23 protein-coding genes are annotated in these 22,880 nt (G+C 61.1%); 3 read left to right on the forward strand and 20 right to left on the reverse strand.

Translation table 11 applies throughout. The features are described 5' to 3' along the window. Positions 1 to 6: 6 nt before the first annotated feature. From F3H87_RS16955 to F3H87_RS16985, 7 genes are read right to left on the reverse strand one after another with little or no spacing between them, the layout of a single operon-like run. Entirely contained in the window at positions 7 to 1,314 is a 1,308-nt protein-coding gene (locus F3H87_RS16955; protein WP_027264332.1) for a TRAP transporter large permease, read from the reverse strand. Positions 1,315 to 1,324: 10 nt separating this feature from the next. Beyond that, positions 1,325 to 1,846, reverse strand: a complete 522-nt coding sequence (locus F3H87_RS16960; RefSeq protein WP_027264331.1) for a TRAP transporter small permease subunit — start codon at positions 1,844 to 1,846, stop codon at positions 1,325 to 1,327. Positions 1,847 to 1,887: 41 nt separating this feature from the next. Continuing rightward, positions 1,888 to 2,664, reverse strand: a complete 777-nt coding sequence (locus F3H87_RS16965) for an enoyl-CoA hydratase/isomerase family protein (RefSeq protein WP_027264330.1) — start codon at positions 2,662 to 2,664, stop codon at positions 1,888 to 1,890. 28 nt (positions 2,665 to 2,692) lie between these two features. Continuing rightward, positions 2,693 to 3,847 (reverse strand): acyl-CoA dehydrogenase family protein, encoded by a 1,155-nt coding sequence (locus F3H87_RS16970; protein WP_149788990.1) that lies wholly within the window; start codon positions 3,845 to 3,847, stop codon positions 2,693 to 2,695. Positions 3,848 to 3,852: 5 nt separating this feature from the next. Then, entirely contained in the window at positions 3,853 to 5,028 is a 1,176-nt protein-coding gene (locus F3H87_RS16975) for an acyl-CoA dehydrogenase family protein (RefSeq protein ID WP_027264328.1), read from the reverse strand. Position 5,029: 1 nt separating this feature from the next. Continuing rightward, positions 5,030 to 6,220 (reverse strand): CaiB/BaiF CoA transferase family protein, encoded by a 1,191-nt coding sequence (locus F3H87_RS16980; protein WP_027264327.1) that lies wholly within the window; start codon positions 6,218 to 6,220, stop codon positions 5,030 to 5,032. Next, the gene (locus F3H87_RS16985) at positions 6,217 to 6,987 is read right to left on the reverse strand and encodes an enoyl-CoA hydratase/isomerase family protein (RefSeq protein WP_223228104.1); all 771 of its coding nucleotides are present in this window, start codon (positions 6,985 to 6,987) and stop codon (positions 6,217 to 6,219) included. The genes F3H87_RS16980 and F3H87_RS16985 overlap by 4 nt, the downstream gene beginning before the upstream one ends. A 223-nt stretch (positions 6,988 to 7,210) precedes the next feature. Between F3H87_RS16985 and F3H87_RS16990 the strand changes: the two genes are divergently transcribed. Beyond that, positions 7,211 to 8,176 (forward strand): NAD(P)H-dependent flavin oxidoreductase, encoded by a 966-nt coding sequence (locus F3H87_RS16990; RefSeq protein ID WP_027264325.1) that lies wholly within the window; start codon positions 7,211 to 7,213, stop codon positions 8,174 to 8,176. 71 nt (positions 8,177 to 8,247) lie between these two features. Here F3H87_RS16990 and F3H87_RS16995 read toward each other — a convergent pair whose 3' ends face one another. The 10 genes from F3H87_RS16995 to F3H87_RS17040 all read right to left on the reverse strand — a co-directional run bounded on the left by F3H87_RS16995 (position 8,248) and on the right by F3H87_RS17040 (position 17,356). After that, on the reverse strand, positions 8,248 to 9,444 hold the full coding sequence (locus tag F3H87_RS16995) for a phenylacetate--CoA ligase family protein (RefSeq protein WP_223228105.1): 1,197 nt from the start codon (positions 9,442 to 9,444) through the stop codon (positions 8,248 to 8,250). Positions 9,445 to 9,471: 27 nt separating this feature from the next. After that, entirely contained in the window at positions 9,472 to 10,281 is an 810-nt protein-coding gene (locus tag F3H87_RS17000; RefSeq protein WP_027264323.1) for an enoyl-CoA hydratase/isomerase family protein, read from the reverse strand. 27 nt (positions 10,282 to 10,308) lie between these two features. Further along, positions 10,309 to 11,460, reverse strand: coding sequence for an acyl-CoA dehydrogenase family protein (locus F3H87_RS17005; RefSeq protein WP_027264322.1), 1,152 nt, complete (start codon positions 11,458 to 11,460; stop codon positions 10,309 to 10,311). After that, positions 11,457 to 12,581, reverse strand: a complete 1,125-nt coding sequence (locus tag F3H87_RS17010) for an acyl-CoA dehydrogenase family protein (RefSeq protein ID WP_027264321.1) — start codon at positions 12,579 to 12,581, stop codon at positions 11,457 to 11,459. The genes F3H87_RS17005 and F3H87_RS17010 overlap by 4 nt, the downstream gene beginning before the upstream one ends. Continuing rightward, positions 12,568 to 13,017: a MaoC family dehydratase gene (locus F3H87_RS17015; protein WP_027264320.1), complete on the reverse strand. Its 450-nt coding sequence runs from the start codon at positions 13,015 to 13,017 to the stop codon at positions 12,568 to 12,570. The genes F3H87_RS17010 and F3H87_RS17015 overlap by 14 nt, the downstream gene beginning before the upstream one ends. Further along, positions 13,014 to 13,733, reverse strand: coding sequence for a transglutaminase-like domain-containing protein (locus F3H87_RS17020; protein WP_027264319.1), 720 nt, complete (start codon positions 13,731 to 13,733; stop codon positions 13,014 to 13,016). The genes F3H87_RS17015 and F3H87_RS17020 overlap by 4 nt, the downstream gene beginning before the upstream one ends. Before the next feature lie 62 nt (positions 13,734 to 13,795). Beyond that, entirely contained in the window at positions 13,796 to 14,932 is a 1,137-nt protein-coding gene (locus F3H87_RS17025) for a CaiB/BaiF CoA transferase family protein (RefSeq protein WP_027264318.1), read from the reverse strand. A 10-nt stretch (positions 14,933 to 14,942) separates the two neighbouring features. After that, positions 14,943 to 15,800, reverse strand: coding sequence for a MaoC/PaaZ C-terminal domain-containing protein (locus tag F3H87_RS17030; RefSeq protein ID WP_027264317.1), 858 nt, complete (start codon positions 15,798 to 15,800; stop codon positions 14,943 to 14,945). 23 nt (positions 15,801 to 15,823) lie between these two features. Continuing rightward, positions 15,824 to 16,975 (reverse strand): thiolase, encoded by a 1,152-nt coding sequence (locus F3H87_RS17035; RefSeq protein ID WP_027264316.1) that lies wholly within the window; start codon positions 16,973 to 16,975, stop codon positions 15,824 to 15,826. A gap of 3 nt (positions 16,976 to 16,978) precedes the next feature. After that, positions 16,979 to 17,356, reverse strand: coding sequence for a Zn-ribbon domain-containing OB-fold protein (locus F3H87_RS17040; RefSeq protein ID WP_027264315.1), 378 nt, complete (start codon positions 17,354 to 17,356; stop codon positions 16,979 to 16,981). A 104-nt stretch (positions 17,357 to 17,460) separates the two neighbouring features. Between F3H87_RS17040 and F3H87_RS17045 the strand changes: the two genes are divergently transcribed. Together F3H87_RS17045 and F3H87_RS17050 are read left to right on the forward strand one after the other, a co-directional pair. Continuing rightward, positions 17,461 to 18,606, forward strand: a complete 1,146-nt coding sequence (locus F3H87_RS17045; RefSeq protein WP_027264314.1) for a CaiB/BaiF CoA transferase family protein — start codon at positions 17,461 to 17,463, stop codon at positions 18,604 to 18,606. 16 nt (positions 18,607 to 18,622) lie between these two features. Next, positions 18,623 to 19,789, forward strand: coding sequence for a CaiB/BaiF CoA transferase family protein (locus F3H87_RS17050; RefSeq protein ID WP_027264313.1), 1,167 nt, complete (start codon positions 18,623 to 18,625; stop codon positions 19,787 to 19,789). 23 nt (positions 19,790 to 19,812) lie between these two features. On the opposite strand, the gene F3H87_RS17055 is transcribed toward F3H87_RS17050, so the two are convergent. The 3 genes from F3H87_RS17055 to F3H87_RS17065 form a co-directional block, all read right to left on the reverse strand. Continuing rightward, positions 19,813 to 20,970, reverse strand: coding sequence for an acyl-CoA dehydrogenase family protein (locus F3H87_RS17055; protein ID WP_027264312.1), 1,158 nt, complete (start codon positions 20,968 to 20,970; stop codon positions 19,813 to 19,815). Between the two features lie 207 nt (positions 20,971 to 21,177). Further along, on the reverse strand, positions 21,178 to 22,104 hold the full coding sequence (locus F3H87_RS17060) for an FAD-binding protein (protein ID WP_027264311.1): 927 nt from the start codon (positions 22,102 to 22,104) through the stop codon (positions 21,178 to 21,180). Continuing rightward, entirely contained in the window at positions 22,104 to 22,862 is a 759-nt protein-coding gene (locus F3H87_RS17065) for an electron transfer flavoprotein subunit beta/FixA family protein (RefSeq protein ID WP_027264310.1), read from the reverse strand. The genes F3H87_RS17060 and F3H87_RS17065 overlap by 1 nt, the downstream gene beginning before the upstream one ends. Positions 22,863 to 22,880 lie beyond the last annotated feature (18 nt).

Raw genomic sequence — 22,880 nt, forward strand, 5'->3', positions numbered from 1 at the left:
GCCAAATCAGTTGCCGAGCTCTGGCAGGAACATGATCAGTTCGGGAAAGGCGACCATGATGATCAGGACCACCACATCCGCAGCCAAAAACCACAAAACACCCTTGAAAATCAGTGAAATCGGGACCGCATCACCGACGATGCCCTTGATCACGAACACGTTCAGCCCCACCGGTGGGGTGATCAGAGCCATCTCGACCAGCTTGGTTGCAAGCACGCCCAGCCAGATCAGGCTGATATGGTTCGCCTCGTAGATCGGCAGAAGGATCGGCAGCGTCAGCAGCAGGATGCCCAGCGGATCGAGGATCATGCCCAGCAGACAAAAGATCACGGCCGTGCCGAAAACCAGCATCACATAGCTGGCCCCCATATCAATCACCAGGTCGGTCATCGCTTCGGGGATACCGCTGATCGCCAGAAACCTCGAAAACAGGTTGGCACCGACCGCGATGATGAAGATCGCCGCAGTCATTTTTGCAGTGTCCATCAGCGCGATCCTGGAAACTTTCCAGTTCAGGGTGCCGCGCGCCGCCGCAATCACGAAGGACAACGCCGCCCCGACAGCCCCGGCCTGCGTGGGTGTGAATATCCCGGTGAACAGACCGCCGAAAACGCCCACCACCAGCAAGATCACGGGCCATGTCTCGCTCAGGGCCTCCAGCCGTTCGGACCATGTCGCGCTTTCGTCGAGCGACGGCGCGAGCGCGGGATTGATCCACACACGAACGATGATCACGGCCCAGTACCCCAGCATCGTCAGTACGCCCGGCACGATCGCGGCCAGAAACAGCTTGCTGATCGCGACCTCGGCAAAAATACCGTAGATGATCAGAAGGATGCTCGGCGGGATGAGCGACCCCATGGTGCCGGCTGCGGCAACCACGGCGGTACTCAGCCCGGGATCGTAGTCGCGCTTCAGCATTTCCGGCACCGCGATCCGGCCCATTGCCGCGGCGCAGGCCAGGCTGGAGCCGGCCGCCGCCGAAAACAGCGCCGCGCCGCCCACGCTGGCGACCGCCAGCCCGCCCGGCAGGAATGACAGCCAGACCCGGGCGGCCTTGAAGATCCCGCGCGTGATGTCGGTCTGGTAACAGACGTATCCCATCAACAGGAACATCGGGATCGAACTGAGGGTCCAGTGCGCGGCAAAATCATAGGGCACCGCCGTCAGCAGGCCGAAAGCCGCGCCGCTTCCCAGCATCGCCCAGAACCCGAAGAAGGACACGATACCCAGCGCGACCGCGATCGGAACGCGCAGCAAGACCAGCAGGATGACAGAAACGATGCCGCAAAGGCCGATCTGGAAAAAGCTCACCGTTCCACTCCTATTCGTACATGTCGTGATTGGGGCCGGCCATGCCAGCGTCGGTGAAAGGCCTCTGGATCAGCTTGGCCAGCAAGAGCAGAACCATCAGCCCCGCACCAAGAGGCAGACAGAAGCGACCGGGCCAGACGGTCACCGCCGCCATGCCCATGGATTGCTCGCCGATGAGGTATTTTTCGACGGCATCGATCCAGGTCTGCCAGGTGAGCAGCCCGTAGAACACCGCAGACAGCGCCAGAGCCAGCATGTCGAGAGCGGTCCTCGCCCCCGTCGGGAGCAGATCGTGGATCAGGTCGACCTTGATGTGCTCGTTGGTGTATTCGACGAAGGGAAGCGGCAGAAAGACCAGCCCGACCATGTAATAATACGACACGTAATCCACCGTGCCCGGCAGGGGCTCGGCGATGAACTGGCTCAGGATGACATCGAGCGTGACGTGGACCATCATCAGGGCCGCCAGGGCAGTCGCAATATAGGTGATAATCCGCGACACCCTGCCAAGTCGTGCAATGACTGTTTCCATCACTATCTCTTCCCTGTCGTAAAAAGGGCCAATCCGCTTGGTCATACGCCACGGAAAACCGGTTTTCTCTTGCTCAGAAAGGCGTCGATGCCTTCGGCGTGATCCGCGCTCTTGATGATTTGCCCCTGAATGATGGCTTCTGTTTCAAGAAAGCTCTCCAGAGACGGTTGCATCGCGGCGCGCATCAGCCGCTTGGTACCGGCCAGGGCAAAGGTTGGCCCCGCGGCCAGGTCTGTCGCATAGTCCAGGGCCGCCCGGTCGAGGGCATCATCGGGATGAACCTGGCTTGCCAATCCCAGGCTCAGGGCTTCATCCGCCGGCACCATCCGCGCTGAGAAGGCAAGGTCCGTCGCACGTTGCCGACCGATCAGATTCTGAAGGAAAAACGCCGCGCCGCCATCGGGGGCCAGCCCGATCTTGCGAAAAACCTGACCGAATCTTGCCGTCTCGGAGAGCAGGATAACGTCGCAGGCGAGCGCCATGCTCAGACCGATCCCGACCGCCGGACCGCGCACCGCGGCAACCACAGGCTTCTCGCAATTGAATATGGAAAGGATCATCTGGTGCGCCCTGTACAAGCGCGCCCGATCACCCCAGACATCGTCCTTGCCCATGGTCGAAATATCCGCACCCGCACAAAAAGCGCGGCCCTCGGCCCGCAGTAATACGGCGCGAATCCGCGGGTCAGTTTGGATATCGCGAAACGCGTCCAGGAGTTCGACGCGCATGTCGAGGGTCAGCGCATTCAGCTTGTCGGGCCGGTTCAACGACACGACGGCCAGACCTTCTGAGTGTTCCACAGTGATATCGCTTGTCATGACCACCCCTCCCTTTGGCGAAGATTCGTCAGTCAGTGAACAGCGCCCGAGCAATCCCGTTCTTATGTATCTGGGTCGTTCCCCCGGTGATCGTCAGCATCCGCACATCCCTCACCATCCGCTCCAACGGAAGCGAACCGAAATAGCCGTAGCCACCGAACATCTGCATGGCGTCATGGGTGACGCGCTGTGCCATTTCGGTGGCCTGAACCTTGGCGATCGAAGACAATGTTGGATCGGGCTGGCCGCGGTCGATCAGCGACAGCGCCGTATAACACAACGACCGCGCGGCCTCGATCTGCACCTTCATGTCCGACATCATCCATTGCAGCCCCTGCATCTCGGACAGCGCCTTGCCGAATTGCCGGCGGGTCTTCATGTAGTCGCGTGCAAGGTCGAACGCCCCCTCGGCGACACCAAGCGCCAGTATCCCCATGCCGACGCGCGTGGCGTTATAGACACCCAGCGGGCGGACAAAGCCGCTGGAGTTGCCGGCCAGCCCTTCGGTCACGACGTTTTCGGACGGCACCCGCACATCGTCGAAATGGATCTCGCATTCGTTGCAGCCGCGCGCGCCCATCTTCTGTTCAAGAATATGGACCGAAACGCCGGGGCTTTTGCGGTGCACCAAAACGGTTCCGATGCCTCGCGCGCCTTTGCTTTCGCAGAACCGAGCATAGACCAGAAGGTAATCGGCCCTGTCGCCGAAAGTGGTAAAGATCTTGCCGCCGTTCAGCACAAACCCGTCCCCGTCCGGGCGCAGCGATGTCGTCACCGCGGTGGCGTCCGACCCGGCCTCGGGCTCGGACCAGGAGATCGCGCATTCGATCTCGCCCGCGGCGAAGCGGGGCAGGAAAGCCTGCTTCAACGCCTCGCTGCCGCAGGTGGCGATGATCCGGGGCGAGACGTTCTGATCGTGAACGATCAGCGCGGTATTGAAATCCACCTTGGCCAGTTCTTCGATCACGAGATAGCAATCCACCAGCGGCGTACCGCCACCGCCGTATTCTTCGGGAATGGTCATGCCCAGATAGCCAAGCGCGCCCAGGCGATGGTGGTTTTCCTCGGGGTAGATGCCGTCGCGGTCCCAGCGTGCGGCGCGGTCCCGGAATTCCCCGAGCGCCAGTTTGCGCGCGGCATCCTTGGGAGCGACCTGTTCTGTCGTTAGCAACGAGGGATGCATCCGCCCTACCCCCGCCGCTGGTCGAAGCTGTGGCCGTAGACCATGGCGGCGATCGTATTGCGCAGGATTTCGACGGTGCCACCGCCAAGCGCGAAGCCGCGCGCGTCACGCACCATACGTTCCAGCGGGTATTCGCGCGTGTAACCATTGTGACCGTGGATCTGCAGCGCTTCGTTCGTGACCCTCTGCGCCATTTCGTTGGCGTAAAGCTTGGCCATGGTCGCATCCATCGGATCGGGAAAGCCGTTCGGCGCGGGGTTGGTCGCGGCCCGATAGACCATCAGACGCGCAGCATGGATCTGTGTGGCCATGTCGGCGATTTTCCATTGCAGGCCCTGGAATTCCTTGATCGGGCGCCCGAACTGATGGCGAATCTCGGAATACGACTTTGCAGCATCGAAAGCGCCCTGCGCCAGCCCCACGCACATCGCTGCGTTGCCCACCCGCTCGGGTCCGAAACTGCTCATCAACAGCGCGAAGGAGCGCGAGCTTTCCGGGTCCCCTTCGACCAGCACATCCTCGGGACCGGCCTTGTAGTTTTCAAGGATAATCTCGGCCTCGGTCAGCCCCCGGCCACCCATCTTCAGCGATATGTGGCCGATCCGCGCGCCCGGCTTCTTCAGATCGACGACAAAGGCACCAATCCCCTTCGCCCCGCTGGCCTTGCCGAAACGGCAGAAGACCAGCGCATAATCGGCCACATGGGCGCCCGTGGACCAGCATTTGTTGCCATTCAGCACCCATCCGTCGCCGTCCCTTGTGGCCGTGGTGCGCAGGTCTGTCACCGCCGACCCCGCCTCTGGCTCGCTGATGGCGATTGCGATGAATTTCTTGCCGGCCGCCATGTCTGGCAGGAACCGCTTTTTCTGCTCGTCGCTGCCCAGAACGCTGATTGCCCGGGATGGGCCGTTCAGGTAGAGTTGCGAGACCAGCGCCGTGTTGAAACAGACCCGCGCCATTTCTTCCAGAAACACCGTGCCCTGGATCACTGGCGCGCCGGAGCCGCCGTATTCTTCAGGGATGAACATTCCCAGATAGCCAAGTTCGGCCAGCTTGTCGCGGTTCGCGGCTGGAAACTCTTCGGCTTCGTCCCAATGGGCGGCCCTGGGAGCAAACTCGCGCTCAGCCAGCTTGCGTGCCTCGTTGCGAAAATCCTCCAATTCCGGATCGAGCTTGAACATGTCAGTAGGTGTCCTTTGATTGAGCAGAGGGCAGGTCCTGTTCCAGCGCGGCCAGGATGCGCGCCGTATCGGCGCCTACGGTTGGTGCGGGGATAGGGGCGACCTGTGGGTGAGCCGCGAAACGCATCGGCAGCCCTGGAACAGGGACCGTGCCCAGGTCTGGATGCGGAAGGTCATGGATCATGCCGCGGGCGCGCATGTCATCGTCCGACACCACCTCAGCGAGCGTGCGCACCGGGGCGCCCGGCACATGTGCGCTGCTCAGGGCCGCGAAAATCTCGGCGCGGGTCTGACTTGAGGTCCACGCCGTCACCCAGCCATCGACTTGGGCACGCCGCGCGCAGCGCGCGGGTCCCGCGGCCAGTTCGGGATCTTCGGCCAGATCAGGGCGACCCATGGCCCGGGTCAGCTGCTGCCAGTGGCGATCATTCAGGCACATGATGGCCACCTGCCCGTCGCGCGCCGGAAACAGGTCGTAGGGTGCGACCTTGAGCACGGCCTGACTGTTGCCGGCCCGGTCGGCGAACCCGTCAGGCGCCAGCAGATAGCTTGCGATATTCGACGCCAGCGCGTGGTGCGTGACGTCCTGCATCGCGATCTGGACAAAGTCCCCGCGCCCTGTCGCGCCGCGCGCATGCAACGCCGCCATAATGCCACCAAAAAGGTGGATACCGCCCAGAAAATCGGTGATCGCTGCGCCGCATTTCACCGGCGGACCATCGGGAAACCCGGTCACCGACATCAGCCCGGTCAGGGCCTGAATAGGAAAATCCATCGCCGGCGCATCGCGATAGACGGAATCGGCCGCGTAACCCTTTCCTGACCCCATGACCAGGCGCGGATTGCGGGCACAGAGTGTTTCCCACCCCAGCCCCAGTTTCTCCATCGTACCGGGACGGAAATTCTCGATTAGAACATCGGCCGAATCTGCCAGCGCCAGCAGGGCGCTGCGCCCGCCCTCGGACCCCAGATCAAGCGTCACGCTCTGTTTGCTGGAATTGAGCATCATCGCTGCGGGGTTCTCGCGCCCGCCCGCGATGCCGCGGATACTGTCGCCGCCGGGCGGCTCGACCTTGATGACCTCGGCCCCCATGAGCGCGAACATCAGACCGCAATAGGGCCCAAGGTAGACCTGCCCGAGGTCGATCACCCGAAGACCGGCCAGCGGGCCACAATCGGGCGCCGCGTTCATGATCCGACAAAGCCCGGCGGGCGCTTTTCCTTGAAAGAGGCGACCGCCTCGCGGTGATCTGCGGTCTGCATGATATGGGCTTCGGCGGTTGCCTCGATCTCGAGATAGGTCGCGAAATCGCAATCCATGCCACGGTTCAGCATCGACTTGCCCAGCCCAAAGGCTCGGGTCGGCCCTTCGGCCAGACGCACGGCCAGCGCATCGGCCTCTGCGTCGAGCGCGTCTTCTTCGTGGATTGCGTGGACGATCCCAAGGTCGTGCGCCTCTTGGGCATCGATCACCTGGGCCGTCAGGAACATCGCCTTCGCCCGCTGCGTCCCGACCGTCCGCGCCAGCAAGTAAAGCCCGCCACCGTCGGGCACGATCGCCACGCGCGCATAGGCCTGGCAAAAGCGGGCCGAGGGCGCGGCCAGGATCACGTCAGCCAGAAGCGCAATGTTGAACCCCACGCCAAAGGCCGGCCCGGCAACCGCCGCGACGACCGGCTTTTCAAGATCATATAGCATCCGGGTTACGCGGTGCTGTTGTTTCATGCGGTCCCGCATGGCCACAGGCGAAGAACCGGCGAAGGTGCTGATATCGCCTCCGGCGCAAAACGCGCCCCCGGCACCCGTGATCAACAGCGCGCGCACGCGGTCATCGTCGCGCACCTGGGTGACGATGCGTTCCATCTCTTTGCGTGCGTCTTGATCAAGGGCATTCTTCTTCTCGGGAAAATCGAAAGTCATCCGACCAACGCTTTCCGAGCGGCTGTAGAGCAATGGCACCGCTTCCTCCTCCCAGGAATGGGCTAGCATGGAACACGATAGGAGTGGCATTGAGCGACGGGCAATAGTCCGGTGCGGAAAATCAGACATGTGTAAAATTCACCCGTTCTGTGTATTTCCTTGCGGTCTGCTGGCACGTTTTTTCGGCTTCCCTTCCCATGCGCGCCCGTCACGGCTACGGGCCTCGGCACCCCCTGTTGAAACAGCAAAGAAGAAATAGACAATGTACTCCGACACCCCTCTCGGCCGCTTGCGCCTGCCTGTGATCTGCTCGCCCATGTTCCTGGTGTCCGGGCCGGATCTTGTCGTCGCCCAGTGCAAAGCCGGCGTCATCGGCAGCTTTCCGGCGCTGAACGCACGCGAGTCCGAAGGTGAACCGCCGCTGCTTGAAGCCTGGCTCAAGCGCATCACTGAAGAGCTTGACGCGCACAATCAGGCCAATCCCGATCGGCCCGCCGCGCCATTCGCGGTCAACCAGATCGTCCATCGATCGAATGATCGGATTGAGCGGGACGTCGAAATATGTGCGCGCTGGAAAGTGCCTGTCTGGATCACATCAATGGGCGCACGGGAAGACGTCAACCAGGCGGCACATGAGTGCGGCGGCACTGTACTGCACGATGTAATCAACAACAAATACGCCAGGAAAGCGATCGACAAGGGCGCCGACGGCCTGATCGCGGTCTGCGCCGGCGCTGGCGGCCACGCCGGGGCCTTGTCACCCTTTGCGCTGGTTCAGGAAATCCGGGAATGGTTCGATGGTCCGCTTGCCCTGTCCGGGTCCATCGCGACCGGGCGCTCAATTCTGGCGGCGCAGGCCATGGGTGCGGATTTTGGGTATATCGGATCCCCCTTCATTGCCATGACCGAGGCGGTCGCGTCGGAGGAGTACAAGCAAATGATCGTCGAAGGCGGGGCCGATGATATTGTCTATACCGACTATTTCAGCGGCGTGCATGCCAACTATCTGAAACCGTCGGTGCGGGCGGTCGGTCTCGATCCGGACAACCTGGCCGGGATCGGCAACAAACTCGATCTGGCCACCGGCGACATTCGCCCCAAGGCCTGGCGTGACATCTGGGGCAGCGGTCAGGGGATCGGAGCGGTGAAAGAGGTGATGACCACGGCGGACTACGTCGACCGTCTCGACCGGGAATACCAGGTCGCCAAAGATGCGCTCTGTTCCTGACGAAAGAGGGCGGCCGGTTGCCCGGCCGCCCATCTGTTTCTGCGGTTGTCGCGAATGATCGAGACCCGATCTTAGCGGTCCTTTTGGTTGACGATCAGTTCTGCATTTTCGGGTAGTTCCGAAACAATGTTCACTTCGTCGACACGAATTCGTGTATGCAGTTTGAAGTTTTTGGCGGCGGCTGCTTCCGCAGCAGAAGCGTCGGCACCGTCTTCCAGCACAAGCGAGAGGCGGATCATGTCGCGATCGTTCTCGCGCGTTACCACGGCCTGCGCGGCCTTTGCGCCCGGCGTGCCGATGACAACTTCTTCAACCACGCGCGGATAAACGAAAATCTCGCGCACTTTGACCGCTGCCCCGACCCGTCCCTGCAATGCTGAAATCCGGCTGACGGTGCCATCCGCGTTGCTTTCCAGGGCAAAGGCGCTGTCGCCGGTGCCGAACCGGATCATCGGCCAGGTGGCATCGCGCGCGGTCACGACAACCTCGCCCGGTTCGCCATGGGCGACCTGTTCGCCGCTGACCGGATCGCAGATCTGCACCACGCGGTCGGGATGAACCAGATAGCCTTCGCCGCCATCCTCATAGGCGACAAGGCCTAGATCGGCGGTGGCATAGGCGGCCCAGGTGGACACGCCGTATTCGGCCTCGATCCGGCGGCGCTTGGCCATCCAGTCGCCCATCTCACCGCCGAGGAAGGCTGTCTTCACCTTCCATGCGTCGCGGCCATAGGTTTCGATCACCTTGTCCGCCAGCGTCAGGAAAAACGCGGTCGAGGCGCAGATCGAAGTCACGCCGGTTTCGACGATGATCTGCGCCTGAAGCTCGGTATTGCCCACGCCGCCGGGAATCACCGTGGCACCTGCGGCCTGTGCCGCTTCGTCGAACAGCAAGCCTGCGGGCACAAGATGATACATCCAGGTGTTCAGGATGATATCCCCCGGCCCCACGCCTGCCGCCTTGAAAAGCAGGTCCAGGCCATGACCTCCCTCGCCCGAAAGGGCCGGCTCGAAAATTGGGCCAGGGGACACGTAGATCCGTCCAATATCCTTCAGATCCGAGGCAAGGAATCCGCCGAAAGGCGGGTTCTCGCGCTGGATCTTCAGAAGCTCTTCTTTTTTCATCACTGGAAGTCGCGAGAGGTCCGCCACCGATGTGACGGCTGCCGGATCGAATCCGGCAGCCGTAAATCGCGATTTCAGGCCAGGAGCTTTTTCGGCCGCAGCGGCATAGGCTTGCGCTATATCTTTGTAGATATCATCAGACATTTCCATGCCTCCTCGTCCAATCGGGCGTTAAAGCGGGCAGTCCTTGCGGAAGTTTGGCGCGCGCTTCTCGCGGTGCGACAACACACCTTCCTTGACGTCCTCGCTCATAAAACCAAGCATCTCCAGCGCGGTCGACGCATCAAAGATCGGCCCGGCCTGGCGCAGCCAGTTGTTCAGCGAATACTTGGTCCAGCGGATCGCGCTTTGCGAGCCGTTGGCCAGTTCGACAGCCGTGTCCAAAGCGATCTGCTGAAGCTCGTCATCCTCGACGCACATTGACACCAGACCGATGCGCTCGGCCTCTTCGCCCGACACCGGCTTGCAGGTCATCAGATAGTATTTCGCCTTGGCCATCGAGGTCAGCAGCGGCCAGATAATCGCCGCGACATCGCCAGCGGCAACGCCCAGACGCGGATGACCATCGACAATCTTTGCCCGTTTCCCGGCGATCGAGATGTCGGCCAGGATGGCAACCACAAGGCCCGCGCCTGCCGCAGGGCCATTGATCGCGGAAATGATCGGCTTGTTGCAGTTGATGATGTTGTAGACGAGATCCTTGGCTTCTTTCCACGTCTTCATGATCTCGTGCGAGTCGCCGATCATCTTCTCAATCAGGCTGAAATCGCCGCCCGCCGAAAACGCCTTGCCCGCGCCGGTCACGATGACCGCGTTGATGTCGGGGTCGCGGTCGATGTCGATCCACATGTCCGTCATCTGGGTGTGGGTTTCGGCATCGACCGAGTTGAATGTCTCGGGCCGGTCGAACGTGATGCGCAGGACGCGATCCGCCGGGTAGTCAAATTTCAGTTTGTCGTACTTTGCGTAACGCTCCGACATAGGTCTTTTCCTCCTCAGGGTATGGGTTCAGCCAGGCAGTCCCAGGACGGCCTTGGACAGGATGTTTCTTTGGATTTCGTTCGATCCACCGTAGATCGTGGTAGGTCTGGCCTTGTAGAAGCTCGACAAAACGTCGACGCTAACATTGCCAACCTGAAGCGGCCCGATGGAGCCGCCATCGGGACCGGCTGCTTCGATCATCAGCTCGGTGATGCGCTGGAAGCATTCAGTCACCCAGATCTTCAGCATGGACACATCCGCACCGAGCGTCTCGCCACGTTTGAGCTGATCTGCAAAACGGGCATAAAGCGCGGCATGATCTTCCACATCCAGTGCCGCTTGGGCAAAGCGGTCACGGAACACCGGATCGTCAAACGCGCCACGGCCACGGGCAAAGCTTTCAAGCTGTCCCAGAGCGTTCTGGGCCAGACTTGGCGAGCCGATGAAGATGCGCTCGAAGCTCAAAAGCGCCTTGGCCATCGTCCAGCCCTTGTTCAGTTCGCCGACCAGGTTTTCCCGGGGAGTGCGGGCATTGTCGAAGAACACCTCGCAAAATTCGGTCTCACCCGAAAGGGTGGTGATCGTGCGCACCTCGATCCCCGGCTGATCCATCGGAGCAAGAAGGAAACTGATGCCCTGCTGTTTCTTCGGCGCATCGGGATCGGTGCGCACCAGCATGAAGATGTGCGTGGCATCATGCGCCATCGTCGTCCAGATCTTCTGGCCGTTAATGACGAAATCGTCGCCGTCAATTTCCGCGCGTGTGCGCAGATTGGCAAGATCGGACCCGGCACCGGGCTCGGAATAGCCCTGGCACCAGATGTCCTCGCAGCTCAGAATACGTGGCAGCCAATAGTCTTTCTGGTCCTGGGTGCCGAATTTGATGATCAGGGGCCCGACCATCTGCACGCCCATGTCGCGACCGCGATTGACGCCCCAGCGCTGCTGCTCTTCATAAAAGATCAGCAGCTTAGCAGCGTTTAGGCCCATACCGCCGAATTCAGCGGGCCAGGCTGGCGCAACCCAGCCCTTGGCGTGAAGCTTGCGGTGCCAATGTTCGATCTCGGCGAACTTCGGTCGGTGCGGCAGGTGGCGCAGCTCTTCGGGATATTCCGCCTCGAAGAACGCGCGCACTTCCTTGCGGAAATCCGCATCGCTCATTGCGTTCCAGTCGGTCATTGTGCGGCTCCTTCCTGTTCTCGCGCCTCGAACCAAAGCCGTCTGTGGTAGGCGTCATCGCCCAGCCAAGCGGACAGAACCAGCGCTCGGTTCAGATAAAGCCCGATGTCGAACTCGTCGGTATAACCGACGGCCCCGTGCAGCTGGATGGCGTCGCGCGTGATCTTCTTGGCGGCGGTGACCGCGCGAGCCTTGGCCCGGCTGGCAAGCCGCGCCCGGACTTTTGGATCGGTTTCGCTGTCCATCTGCGCAAGCGCCTCCCGCACTCCGGCCTGCGCGACCTCGCACATCACGTTGAGGTCGACGGCACGGTGCTGGATGACCTGGAATGATCCGATCGGCTTGTCGAACTGCTCCCGCGTCTTGATGTAGTCGAGCGTGATCTCGAAGGCGCGCTCGCTCACGCCGACAAGCTCGGCCGCGGCAAGCGCCGTTGCATCGGCGACAGCCTCGGCCAGTGCAGTGAGAACCGCACCGCTGCTGGCCAATTCCGCGGCCGGAGTTCCCGAAAACGAAAGCTCGCCCAGAGAGCTGCCATCCGCCTGCGTCCGCTTGTCGATGACAAGCCCCTGCGCGTCTGCCTCAGCCAGAACCAGAACCGGACCATCATCCTGTTCGGCCACGACAAGGAACCCGTGCGAACCGATCGCACCGACGACCCAGGCCTTGCCACCGGTCAGCTTTCCGTCCGCGTATCGGCAGGTCGCATCGGCAGGCGCCCCGTCGGGGCCGCGTTCCTGCCAGGCAACCGCCAATGAAATTTCGCCGCCGATGAGCTGTGCCATCTTCGGATGATCCGGACAAAGGCGGCGCAGAAGGCCGAGGCTCAGACCTATCGTCGACACGACCGGTTCCGGGGCAAACACACGGCCGACTTCCTCGGCGATGACACCCCCGGCGGCTAGGCCCATGCCAAGCCCGCCCTGATCTTCGGGCACCGCCACGCCGAAAACACCGGCCTCGGCCAGTTCCCGGACCATCTCCGGATCGAAACCGCCCCCGGCATCACGGAGTTGTCGGGCTCTGTCACTTCCGCCCGCCCGTTCAAACAACGTGCGCACGCTCTCGCGCAACAGGCGAAGGTCTTCTTGTTCGCTGGAAAGGAACTCAGTTTGTGTCATTTTGTTTTCGCTGGATCATCACAGGGGTGTCGGTCGAAAAAACGACCTCGCCCTCGGGGTTTTTGGCGCTGAGCGTATAGTGCAAAACACCTCTGTCGGGCTTGCTTTTTGACGGTGTGACCGAGTTGACCGTCAGTTCGACATCAAGGGGTTCGTTCGGGTGCACAGGCCGCAGCCAGCGCAAATTGTCAAAGCCCATGCCGCCGATATTGGCAACATCGACCATCATCTCGGTCATGACCGGCTTGAACACCTCAAGCATGGTCTGAAAGCCCGAGGCGATCAGGCTGCCATGTATGGCGGTTGCATAGTCTTCATCGGTGTGCAGCCGCTGCGGATCCCATTCCTTGGCAAAGGCCTTTATCGAATCCGCGCTCATCGGAGCGCTGCGAAAGCGATAGACTTGGCCCGGCGAGAAGTCTTCCAGATACCTCAAGAGGCACCCTCCTTTGCGAAACCGTCATCGTATCCGCTCGCATCCTTGGATATCCGGATGCGGTTGAATTCTTCCAGCTTCGGATAGGTTTCCTTGAACGCCATCAGGAACTCACCCATCGGCGCGTCGAAATAGAGACCACGGTCGTTCACATATTCCATGTGCCGGTGATTCTGTTCGTCGAACTCATGAAAGAGCGCGTCGTGATAGCCGTCGAAGACCAGGGGTTTGACCCCGAATCTTTCACACAGTTCCATGTTGAATGCAGGTGTCACCTTGTAGGCCTCATTCCCCAACCACAGCTGAACATAGCCGTGGTAGATAAAGAGATCGGTCCCCATCAACTCCTGCAACTTGGGTGTATTCAGGTGGTTGCGCACATCCGCGAACCCCAGAGCGGCGGGGATACCCACAGCACGCAAACAAGCCGCCAGAAGAATTGCCTTGGGAACGCAAAACGCCGCTTCCGCGCCAGCGATACGGCTGGCACGGTAAGAGTCCTCATCCAGCGCAAAACAATAGGGATCATAGCGAATATCGTCGCGCACCGCTTCGAACAGGCGGATCGCCTTGTCTCGATTGGTTGCGTCCACAGGAAGATCACGCAAAGCCGATGTCACGAAACCCTGCACTTCCACGCTATCGCTTTCCACAAAGCGCGATGGCATGACATAACGCTCAGCTTCAGTCGGCAGGTCATCGTCAGACTTGTCCATTGGCCCCCCCTTTTTCTAACAAATGTTAGATTACCGATTCAAATCCTGCCCGTCAACGGGATTTACTCTGTTTTCGGTTGGTCCACGCCATAACGCGGATTGTCTTCGCCCAGAGTGGCTGCAACTCCGACCGAATTTCCGGAAGAACGGAACTCCGGGGCAATTGGCAGCGGCAAAGCGGGCGCGTCCCGGCCGGAGATTTTTACGGTCCGCCCGAACACGTCACGCGCTTTGAAATGCGGGTCACGCGCCGCCTCGGCGGGCGTCTTCACGACCGAACAGCAGCAATCTGCCGCAGCCAGCAAAGGCTCCCAATGGGTCGAGGGGTGTTCCCTCAGACGACGTGCAACCTCTGCGGCACAGGCATTTGGATCGGACCAGTCATCGCGAAGGGCCACAGGCAAACCAATGACATCGCAGAACGACTGCCAGAACTTTTCTTCCAACGCGCCGACGGCGATCTGACGCCCGTCCGCAGCCGTATAAAGCCGATACCGGGCCAGGCCACCCGTCAGACGGCTGCCACCGCTTTCGATGTTCTGCCCGGCAATCACACCTTCGGCATGGGCCCAATAGGCAAAGGCGAACGCCCCCTCGGCCATTGCGATATCCAGATGCGTCCCCTGCCCGCTTGCCTGCCGCGCAATCAGGGCCAGCAGGATATTCATCACCGCAGGATAGGTTCCGCCTCCGATATCGGCGACCAGCCCGAACGGGGCTGTTGGCTGGTCATCCGGTCCGCGACTGAGCGACAGGATACCCGCATCACCGACGTAGTTGAGATCGTGGCCGGCGGCGCTGGCCTTTGGTCCGGTCTGGCCATAGCCGGTGATCGAACAATAGATGAGACCGGGATTGATCTTTCGCACCGCTTCATAACCAAGCCCCAGCCGGTCCATCACGCCGGGACGAAACTGCTCTACCAGAACATCGGCCTTCTCGATCAAGGGGCGCAGACGTTCCACTGCGCCCCTTGACTTGAGGTCGATGGCCACCGATCGCTTGCCGTGGTTCAACACAGCAAATCCGATGCTCTCTCCGTCGATCTTTGGCTCCGTGTGGCGCGCGTCCTCGCCGGCTCCGGGCCGTTCGAACTTGATCACTTCGGCGCCAGCCTCGGACAGCATGAGCGTCGCCATCGGACCGGGAAGAAGTGTGCTGAAATCCAGCACCAGGATATCCTTGAGCGGTTGAGCCATCTTCACTGCCTCAGGCAAAGCGCGCCGCGCCGTTGTTCAGAACAACCACGTCGCGTGCAGGAATAGACGCTCGAAACCGGGCCTCGCCGTCCTCTTCCCAGATTTCGAACCGCACGGTTTCGCCGGGATAGACCGGAGCCGAGAACCGAACATCCAGACCGACAAGCCGGGCAGAATCATAGTCCAGCAACGTCTTGAGAATCGCCCGGGCGGCCAGACCATAGGTCGCCAAACCGTGCAGGATCGGGCGGTCGAACCCGACCGACCGCGCGACATCGGGGTCGGCATGCAGCGGGTTCATGTCGCCGCTGAGCCGGTAGATCAGCGCCTGGCGCGGAAGCGTCTCGATATCACATATGTGATCGGGCACCCGGTCCGGCAGCACCGCCGGCGTCGGGCCGGGCCTGTTCTCGCCGCCGAATCCGCCGTCGCCCCGGGCGAAGGCCGACATCGCGACGCGTGCCAGCTTGTCGCCGCTGTCCGCGTCGATGATCTCGCGGCTTTGATAGATCACAGCGCCCTTGCCCTCGCCCTTGTCCGAGATGAAGTCGATCTGGCTGCGGCCGACAATCCGGCCATGTGTCGGCAGCGGCTTGTAGATGTCGAGCCACTGTTCTCCGTGCAGCACTTTTTGCCAGTTTACGCCGGTCTTGGGATCGCGCAGCCAGAAGCCGGGATACCCCAAAATGACCGCCATCGAGGGAACCGCCTTCAGACCGTCCTCATAGACAAAGGCCAGTTCTTTCTTGTCTGTCGGATCTTCGCCGAACCCCAGCCCGAGTGCGTAAAGGATGGTATCCCGCTCGGTCAGAGTCTGCTTGATCTCTTCGAAATCCCAATTCGAAAGTGCTTCGAAATCCAGTGGCATGATCTTTCCTCCCTTAGTTGCCGTCAGAGCGTGTTTTGCGATCCAAGTATGGCCGTGACCTGACTGGACAGCACACCGCCGTTGCCATGCGCCAGCGCCAGATCAATATCCTTCAACTGAATGCCCGGCGCGTCGCCACGGATCTGACGAGCAGCCTCGATCACTGTGAAGATACCGTACATCCCGGGGTGCACACAGGACAGGCCTCCGCCATTCGTGTTCACCGGCAAGGCCCCGCCAGGCGCGATGCGCCCGCCCTGGACAAAGGCCCCGCCATCGCCCTTGGCGCAGAACCCCAGATCTTCAAGAAACAGGATGGTATTGATGGTGAAGGCATCATAGAGCTCGACCGCCTGGATATCCGCAGGGGTCACGCCGGCCGTCGCAAAGGCGCGCGCGCCCGAGTCGCGGGCTGCGGTCACGGTGAAATCCTTCATCTGCGAAATCTGCCGGTGCGAGCTTGCCGCAGCACTGCCCAGCACATAGACAGGCGCCTTCGGGAAATCCCGGGCGCGGTCCGCGCGGACCATTACGATCGCGCCGCCGCCGTCGGTGACAAGACAACAGTCGCGCACGGTCAATGGATCGCCCACCATGCGCGCACCCAACACGTCCTCGCGGGTCAGCGGGCCGCGCTCGAACGCTTCGGGGTTGTGCTGCGCCCAGGCCCGCGCAGCAACGGCCACGTCGGCCAGCTGTTCGCGGGTGGTGCCATATTCATGCATGTGCCGCGCCGCCGCCATCGCATAGGCCGAGATCGGATAGCGCGGATTATACGGCGCCTCGTAGGCCGGCGGACGTGAAGCGGTCACGAGTCTGCCCGACGCGGTGCGCTGGTTGGAGCCATAAACAATCAGCGCGACATCACACAGACCGGCGTCCAGCGCCATGGTCGCGGACGTCAGGTAGTTTACGAAAGACGAACCGCCCGACATCGTGCCATCAATGAAACGGGGCTGGATGCCCAGATACTCCGCCGCCATAAGCGCCGGCATGCTGTCTTCCATCATGGTGCAAAACAGCCCGTCGACGTCGGACAGTTTCAGCCCGGCATCGCCAAGCGCCGCAAGCGCAGATTGCGCCATGACATCATAGGCCGTCAGGCCATGGGCTTCTCCGAAACCGGCATGACCGGTACCTACGATGGCGGATTTCCCCCGAAGTTCAGTGGTCATGGCTTATCCCTCCGACGGCTTGAAAAGCACGGCCGGAACACCCTCGGCCTCGCCCACGAAGGCGGTTACCGGCATGTCGATGGCGACCTCACCCGGAGCAATGCCCTCGACCCGGCTCATCATCCGGACACCCTCATCCAGCTCGACGACGCATACGTTGTAATCGCCGCCCCGTTCGGGCTTTCGGCGCACAACTGTTGTGGTGTGGACCCGTCCCTTGCCGCTAGCCTTCTTCCAAGAAATCGCGCTGCCATGACAATGGGGACACAGGACTCTCGGGAAAAAGTGATATCCCCCGCAGTCGTCGCACTTGGGCAGCAGGATCTCTCCCTCTGCCAGCGCGCGTTGGAAAAACTGGTCTGGTCGTTTGGCGTCCTGCACCGGCGTTCTCCTTCAAGCGATCCAGTCTTTGTCTAATCGTATTGATTATGTTTCTAACAATTGTTAGATTTAGTCAACCTTTCAGGATCAATTGAGAGAAACTCATGCCAGGTTCAGATTTAGCCCCCCTTTCCGGCAAACTCGTCGTTGCGCTGGAACAGGCAGTCGCCGCGCCTTTTTGCTCCTCGCGGCTGGCCGATGCCGGCGCGCGTGTGATCAAGATCGAACGCAAGGGAGCCGGCGATTTCGCCCGCGCCTACGATACCGCCGCCAACGGTGAAAGCGCCTATTTCACATGGCTGAACCGAGGCAAAGAATCGGTCGCCTTGGACATTAAAGCCGACGAAGACCGTGAAATCCTGCTCAGGATGCTGGAAAACGCGGATGTGTTTATTCAGAACCTGCTGCCCGGCGCGCTGGCCAAGCTCGGGCTCGATTCCGCAAGTCTGCGAGAGAGGTTTCCGCGTCTGGTGACCTGCGACATCACCGGCTACGGAGAGGACGGCCCGATGCGCAACGCCAAGGCCTATGATCTTCTGGTGCAATGCGAAAGCGGCCTGGCATCGGTGACCGGCACGCCGGATGGACCGGGGCGGGTCGGCGTGTCGGTCTGCGATATCGCCACCGGCATGACAGCCCATGCCGGGATCTGCGAAGCGCTGGTCGGGCGTGATCGAACCGGCAAGGGCAGCGGCCTCTCGGTGGCCATGTTCGACGTCATGGCGGACTGGATGGCGGTTCCGCTTCTTTTTCACGACTATGCCAATCAGCCCACGCCCAGAACCGGGCTTGGTCACTCTGTCATATGCCCCTACGGCGCATTCCACTGCCGAGGCGGTGAACAGGTCGTCATCTCGGTCCAGAACAGCCGCGAATGGAACCGGTTCTGCGTACAGATTCTCGGCGACCCGGCCTTGGCCGATGATCCGCGATTCCATGATAATTCAGCCAGGATCGCGCACAAATCGGAACTCGAAGAGCTTATCAAGACCGTGTTCGGCGCGCACGAACGTGCCGAATTGTTGAAGCTGCTCGATGGCGCGGGCATTGCATCGGCGGCGGTGAACGACGTTGCCGCGCTGTCGGATCACCCGCAACTTGATCGGGCGACCATCGGCACGCCCTCGGGACCTGTCAGCATCGCAATGCCCCCGATACGACGCGGCAGCACCGAAGCCGCGATCGGACCGTCCCCCGCATTGGACGCCGATGGAGCGGCCATTCGCGCGGAATTCGGTTCTCGTTCCTAGAACAGGAAATCAACCCATGACCAATGCAAAGAACACCGCAATCCTGCAAAGCGTCAGGATCATCGACCTGACGTCGATCATCTTCGGTCCTCTGGCCACGCAGATGCTGGGAGATCTGGGAGCGGATGTGATCAAGGTGGAAGCGCCCGAGGGCGATCTTCTGCGCCAGGTTCAGCCATCGCGGCACAGGTTGATGGGCGCTGCGTTTCTAGGGGCCAACCGCAACAAGCGCAGCGTCGTACTCGACCTGAAAACGCAAGCCGATCGCGACCGTCTGCGCAAGTTGCTGGTCGATGCCGATGTGATGATTTCAAGCATCCGGCCCGCGGCGCTTGCCAGATTGTCTTTGGATCCGGAAACCTTACGGAACGAGAACCCGAGCCTGATCACGGTTTCTGCAACCGGATACGGGCAGGACGGGCCTTACGCTTCGAAACCGGCCTTTGATGACATCGTCCAGGCGGTTTCGGGTTTGGCCAGCCTGCCCACCCTTCGCGATCCAGAGGCAAAACCCGATTATTCCCCGACCATTCTTGCCGACAAGCTTGGCGGTGTTACCACGGCTTATGCCGTCATGGCAGCCCTGTTTCATCGGGAACGCACGGGCCAGGCACAGCATGTCGAGGTGCCGATGTTCGAAACGCTGACGGCGTTTCTGCTGGCCGAACACATGGACGGCGCGACATTCGACGAGGTGCCGAGGAATTTCGGATATGCCCGCATGTTGGTGCCGCACCGCCGCCCGCTCCAGACGGCGGACGGGTTCATCACGATCCTGCCCTATACCAACGCCCAATGGGCGCGGTTTTTCAAGACGGTCGGGCGCGACGACATGATCAACCACGTCTGGGTCACCGACATGGACACCCGCAGCCGTAACATCGGCGCCCTTTACGACATGGTTGCTCGGATTGCGCTGACGCGGACAACCGCCGACTGGCTGGCCCTGATGGAGCAGGCCGACATTCCCGCCATGCCGGTGAACACCCTGTCGGATCTGCCGAACGATCCGCACCTTTCCGTAACCGGTTTCTTTCAGAAGGTCGAACACCCCACCGAAGGTACGATCTGGATGACACGCCCGCCCATTCGATTCTCGGCGACACCGGCGCGGCATGACCTGCGCCCCGCCCCCGGACTGGGCGAACACAACGACGAGATCATCGGTCCGGGGGGCGACTAGTCTCCGACCCGGCACCCGACGGATCAAACATCCAGCGAACGTGCGATCAGTTCCTTCATGATCTCGTTGGTGCCGCCATAGATCATCTGGACCCTGCTGTCGGCATAAAGTCGCGCGATGGGGTATTCCATCATGAAACCGTAACCGCCGTGAAGTTGCAGGCATTCATGCATGACCTCGTTCTGCGTCTGGCTGCCCCACCATTTCGCCATCGAAGCCGTGGCCGCATCAAGTTCGCCCGCTTCAAGACGCGCGATCCCGTCATTTACGAAAGAACGTAGCAATTCGGCCTTGGTTTTGCATTCCGCCAGTTTGAAGCGTGTATTCTGGAAGTCCATGATCCGGCTTCCAAATGCCTTGCGGTCCTGAACATATTTCACCGTTTCATCGATCGCAAAATCAATAAAACCGAGGGCGGTAATGCCGATCATCAGCCGCTCCCAAGGCAGCTGCTTCATCAGCTGGTAGAACCCCTGCCCCTCTTCCGGACCAAGCAGGTTCGCCGTGGGCACGCGCACATCCTCGAAGAACAGCTCAGCAGTATCCGAACCTTTCATACCCAGTTTCTTCAGGTTCCGTCCCCGGCGAAAGCCCTCGGTGCCCTCGGTTTCCAGAACGATCAATGAAACGCCCTTAGCGCCGGCGTTGCGATCGGTCTTTGCCACGATAACAACGAGATCCGCCGTGTGCCCGTTTGTGATAAAGATCTTCGAACCGTTGATCTTGTAGTGGTTGCCATCCTTTTCCGCATAGGTTTGTACGTTCTGGAGGTCAGAGCCCGTTCCAGGCTCGGTCATGGCAATCGCCGCAACGCTGTCGCCGCTGACCAGTTTCGGCAACCACTTTTTCTTCTGTTCCTCACTGCCATATGCGTTGAGATAATGGATTACGATGGACTGAATCCCATAGCCCCAACCCGTATCACCGGTGCGCCCCTGCTCGTAGACGGTAATCGCGTCGAACCCGATGCCGCCACCGAACCCACCATATTCTTCGGCAATCGAGCCACCCATGACACCCTGCTGACCGACTGTTTTCCAGAAGTCGCGGTCAACAATTCCCTGCTCCGCCCATTTTTCAATCTTCGGAGCCATCTCTGCATCGAAAAGCCTGCGTGTACTATCGGCGAACATCTTGTGTTCATCCACTGCCCAGCTAGGGGAGTTCTTGATCAGAGACATGAATTTTTCCTATCGATTCAAGCTTGTGTTGAGCCAAAATCTAACAAGTGTTTTGCTTCTTGACAATGAACCGGAGCCGTTCTGACGAGGCGTCACAAGGCTTAGGACCGCGCGCATCCTAGTCCGTCCGATCCGCTCGCCGCCCATTCGGCTCGTACAAAAAGGCCCGACAAATCAGGCGGGCCTTTTTATAATTTTTGCAATGACTTACAACTTTTCGGTCAGTTCGGGCACGGCTTCGAACAGGTCGGCGACCAGGCCGTAATCGGCGACCTGGAAGATCGGTGCCTCTTCGTCCTTGTTGATGGCGACGATGATCTTGCTGTCCTTCATGCCCGCAAGGTGCTGGATCGCGCCCGAAATGCCGACGGCGATGTAAAGGTCGGGGGCGACCACCTTGCCGGTCTGGCCCACCTGCCAGTCGTTCGGGGCAAAGCCCGAGTCGACGGCGGCGCGGGATGCGCCAACGGCGGCGCCCAGCTTGTCGGCCAGTTTCTCGATCAGCGCGAAATCGTCTTCCGAGCCGACGCCACGGCCACCCGACACGACCACGCCGGCCGAGGTCAGTTCGGGCCGGTCGCTTTCGGCAACCTTGTCCTCGACCCATTGCGACAGGCCCGACGCCTGCGCGCCGTCCACCGTTTCGACCGAGGCCGAGTTGCCGGTGCCCGCCGCGTCGAAATTGGCGGTGCGGAACGAGATCACCTTTTTCGCATCCGACGATTTCACGGTCTGGATCGCGTTGCCTGCATAGATCGGGCGCTCGAACGTGTCGGCGTCGACGACGGCCGAAACATCGGTCAGCATCATCACGTCCAGCAGCGCGGCCACGCGCGGCAGCACGTTCTTGGCGTCGGTGGTGGCGGGCGCGACGATGTGGTCGTAGTCACCGGCCAGGCCCACGATCAGGTCGGCGGTCGATTCCGCCAGGCGATGACCCAGCGCGGGGTCTTCGGCGACCAGCACCTTGGCCACGCCGTCGATGGTGGCGGCCTCTTTCGCGGCATCGGCGGCCGAGGCGCCGGCACACAGCACGGTCACGTCACCCAGGTCCTTGGCAGCGGCCACGGCCTTGGCCGTCGCGTCCATCGACAGTTCGCCATTGTTGACTTCGGCAAGAAGAAGAACAGCCATCACACCGCCCCCTTTTCCTTGAGTTTCGACACGAGCTCGTCGACCGAACCCACCATTTCACCGGCGGCGCGTTCGGCCGGCTCGGACGTCTTGACCACGGTCAGGCGCGGGGTGACGTCGACGCCGTAATCGGCGGCGGTCTTTTCATCCAGCGGCTTTTTCTTGGCCTTCATGATGTTGGGCAGCGAGGCATAGCGCGGCTCGTTCAGGCGCAGGTCGACGGTGACGACCGTGGGCATCTTTACCTTGATGGTCTGCAGGCCGCCATCGACCTCGCGGGTCACCACGGCGTCGTCGCCTTCGATGTTCAGCTCGCTGGCAAAGGTCGCCTGGCTCCAGCCCATCAGCGCCGACAGCATCTGGCCGGTTGCGTTCATGTCGTTGTCGATGGCCTGCTTGCCGCAGATCACCAGGCCGGGCTCTTCCTCTTCGACGACCTTGGCCAGGATCTTGGCCACCGCCAGCGGCTCGATGTCCTGGTGCACGTCATCGGCGGCAACCACCAGGATGGCGCGGTCGGCGCCCATGGCCAGCGCGGTGCGCAGGGTTTCCTGCGCCTGCTTGACGCCGATCGAGACGGCGACGACCTCTTCGGCAGCGCCCTTTTCCTTCAGGCGGATCGCCTCTTCGACGGCGATCTCGTCGAACGGGTTCATCGACATCTTGACGTTGGCGAGATCGACACCGCTGCCATCCGCCTTGACGCGGACCTTCACGTTGTAGTCGATCACGCGTTTCACCGGCACGAGTACCTTCATTGGCGTGGTCTCCTTGAG

This window comes from Lutimaribacter pacificus (genome assembly GCF_900142185.1).
Taxonomy (GTDB): Bacteria; Pseudomonadota; Alphaproteobacteria; order Rhodobacterales; family Rhodobacteraceae; genus Lutimaribacter; species Lutimaribacter pacificus.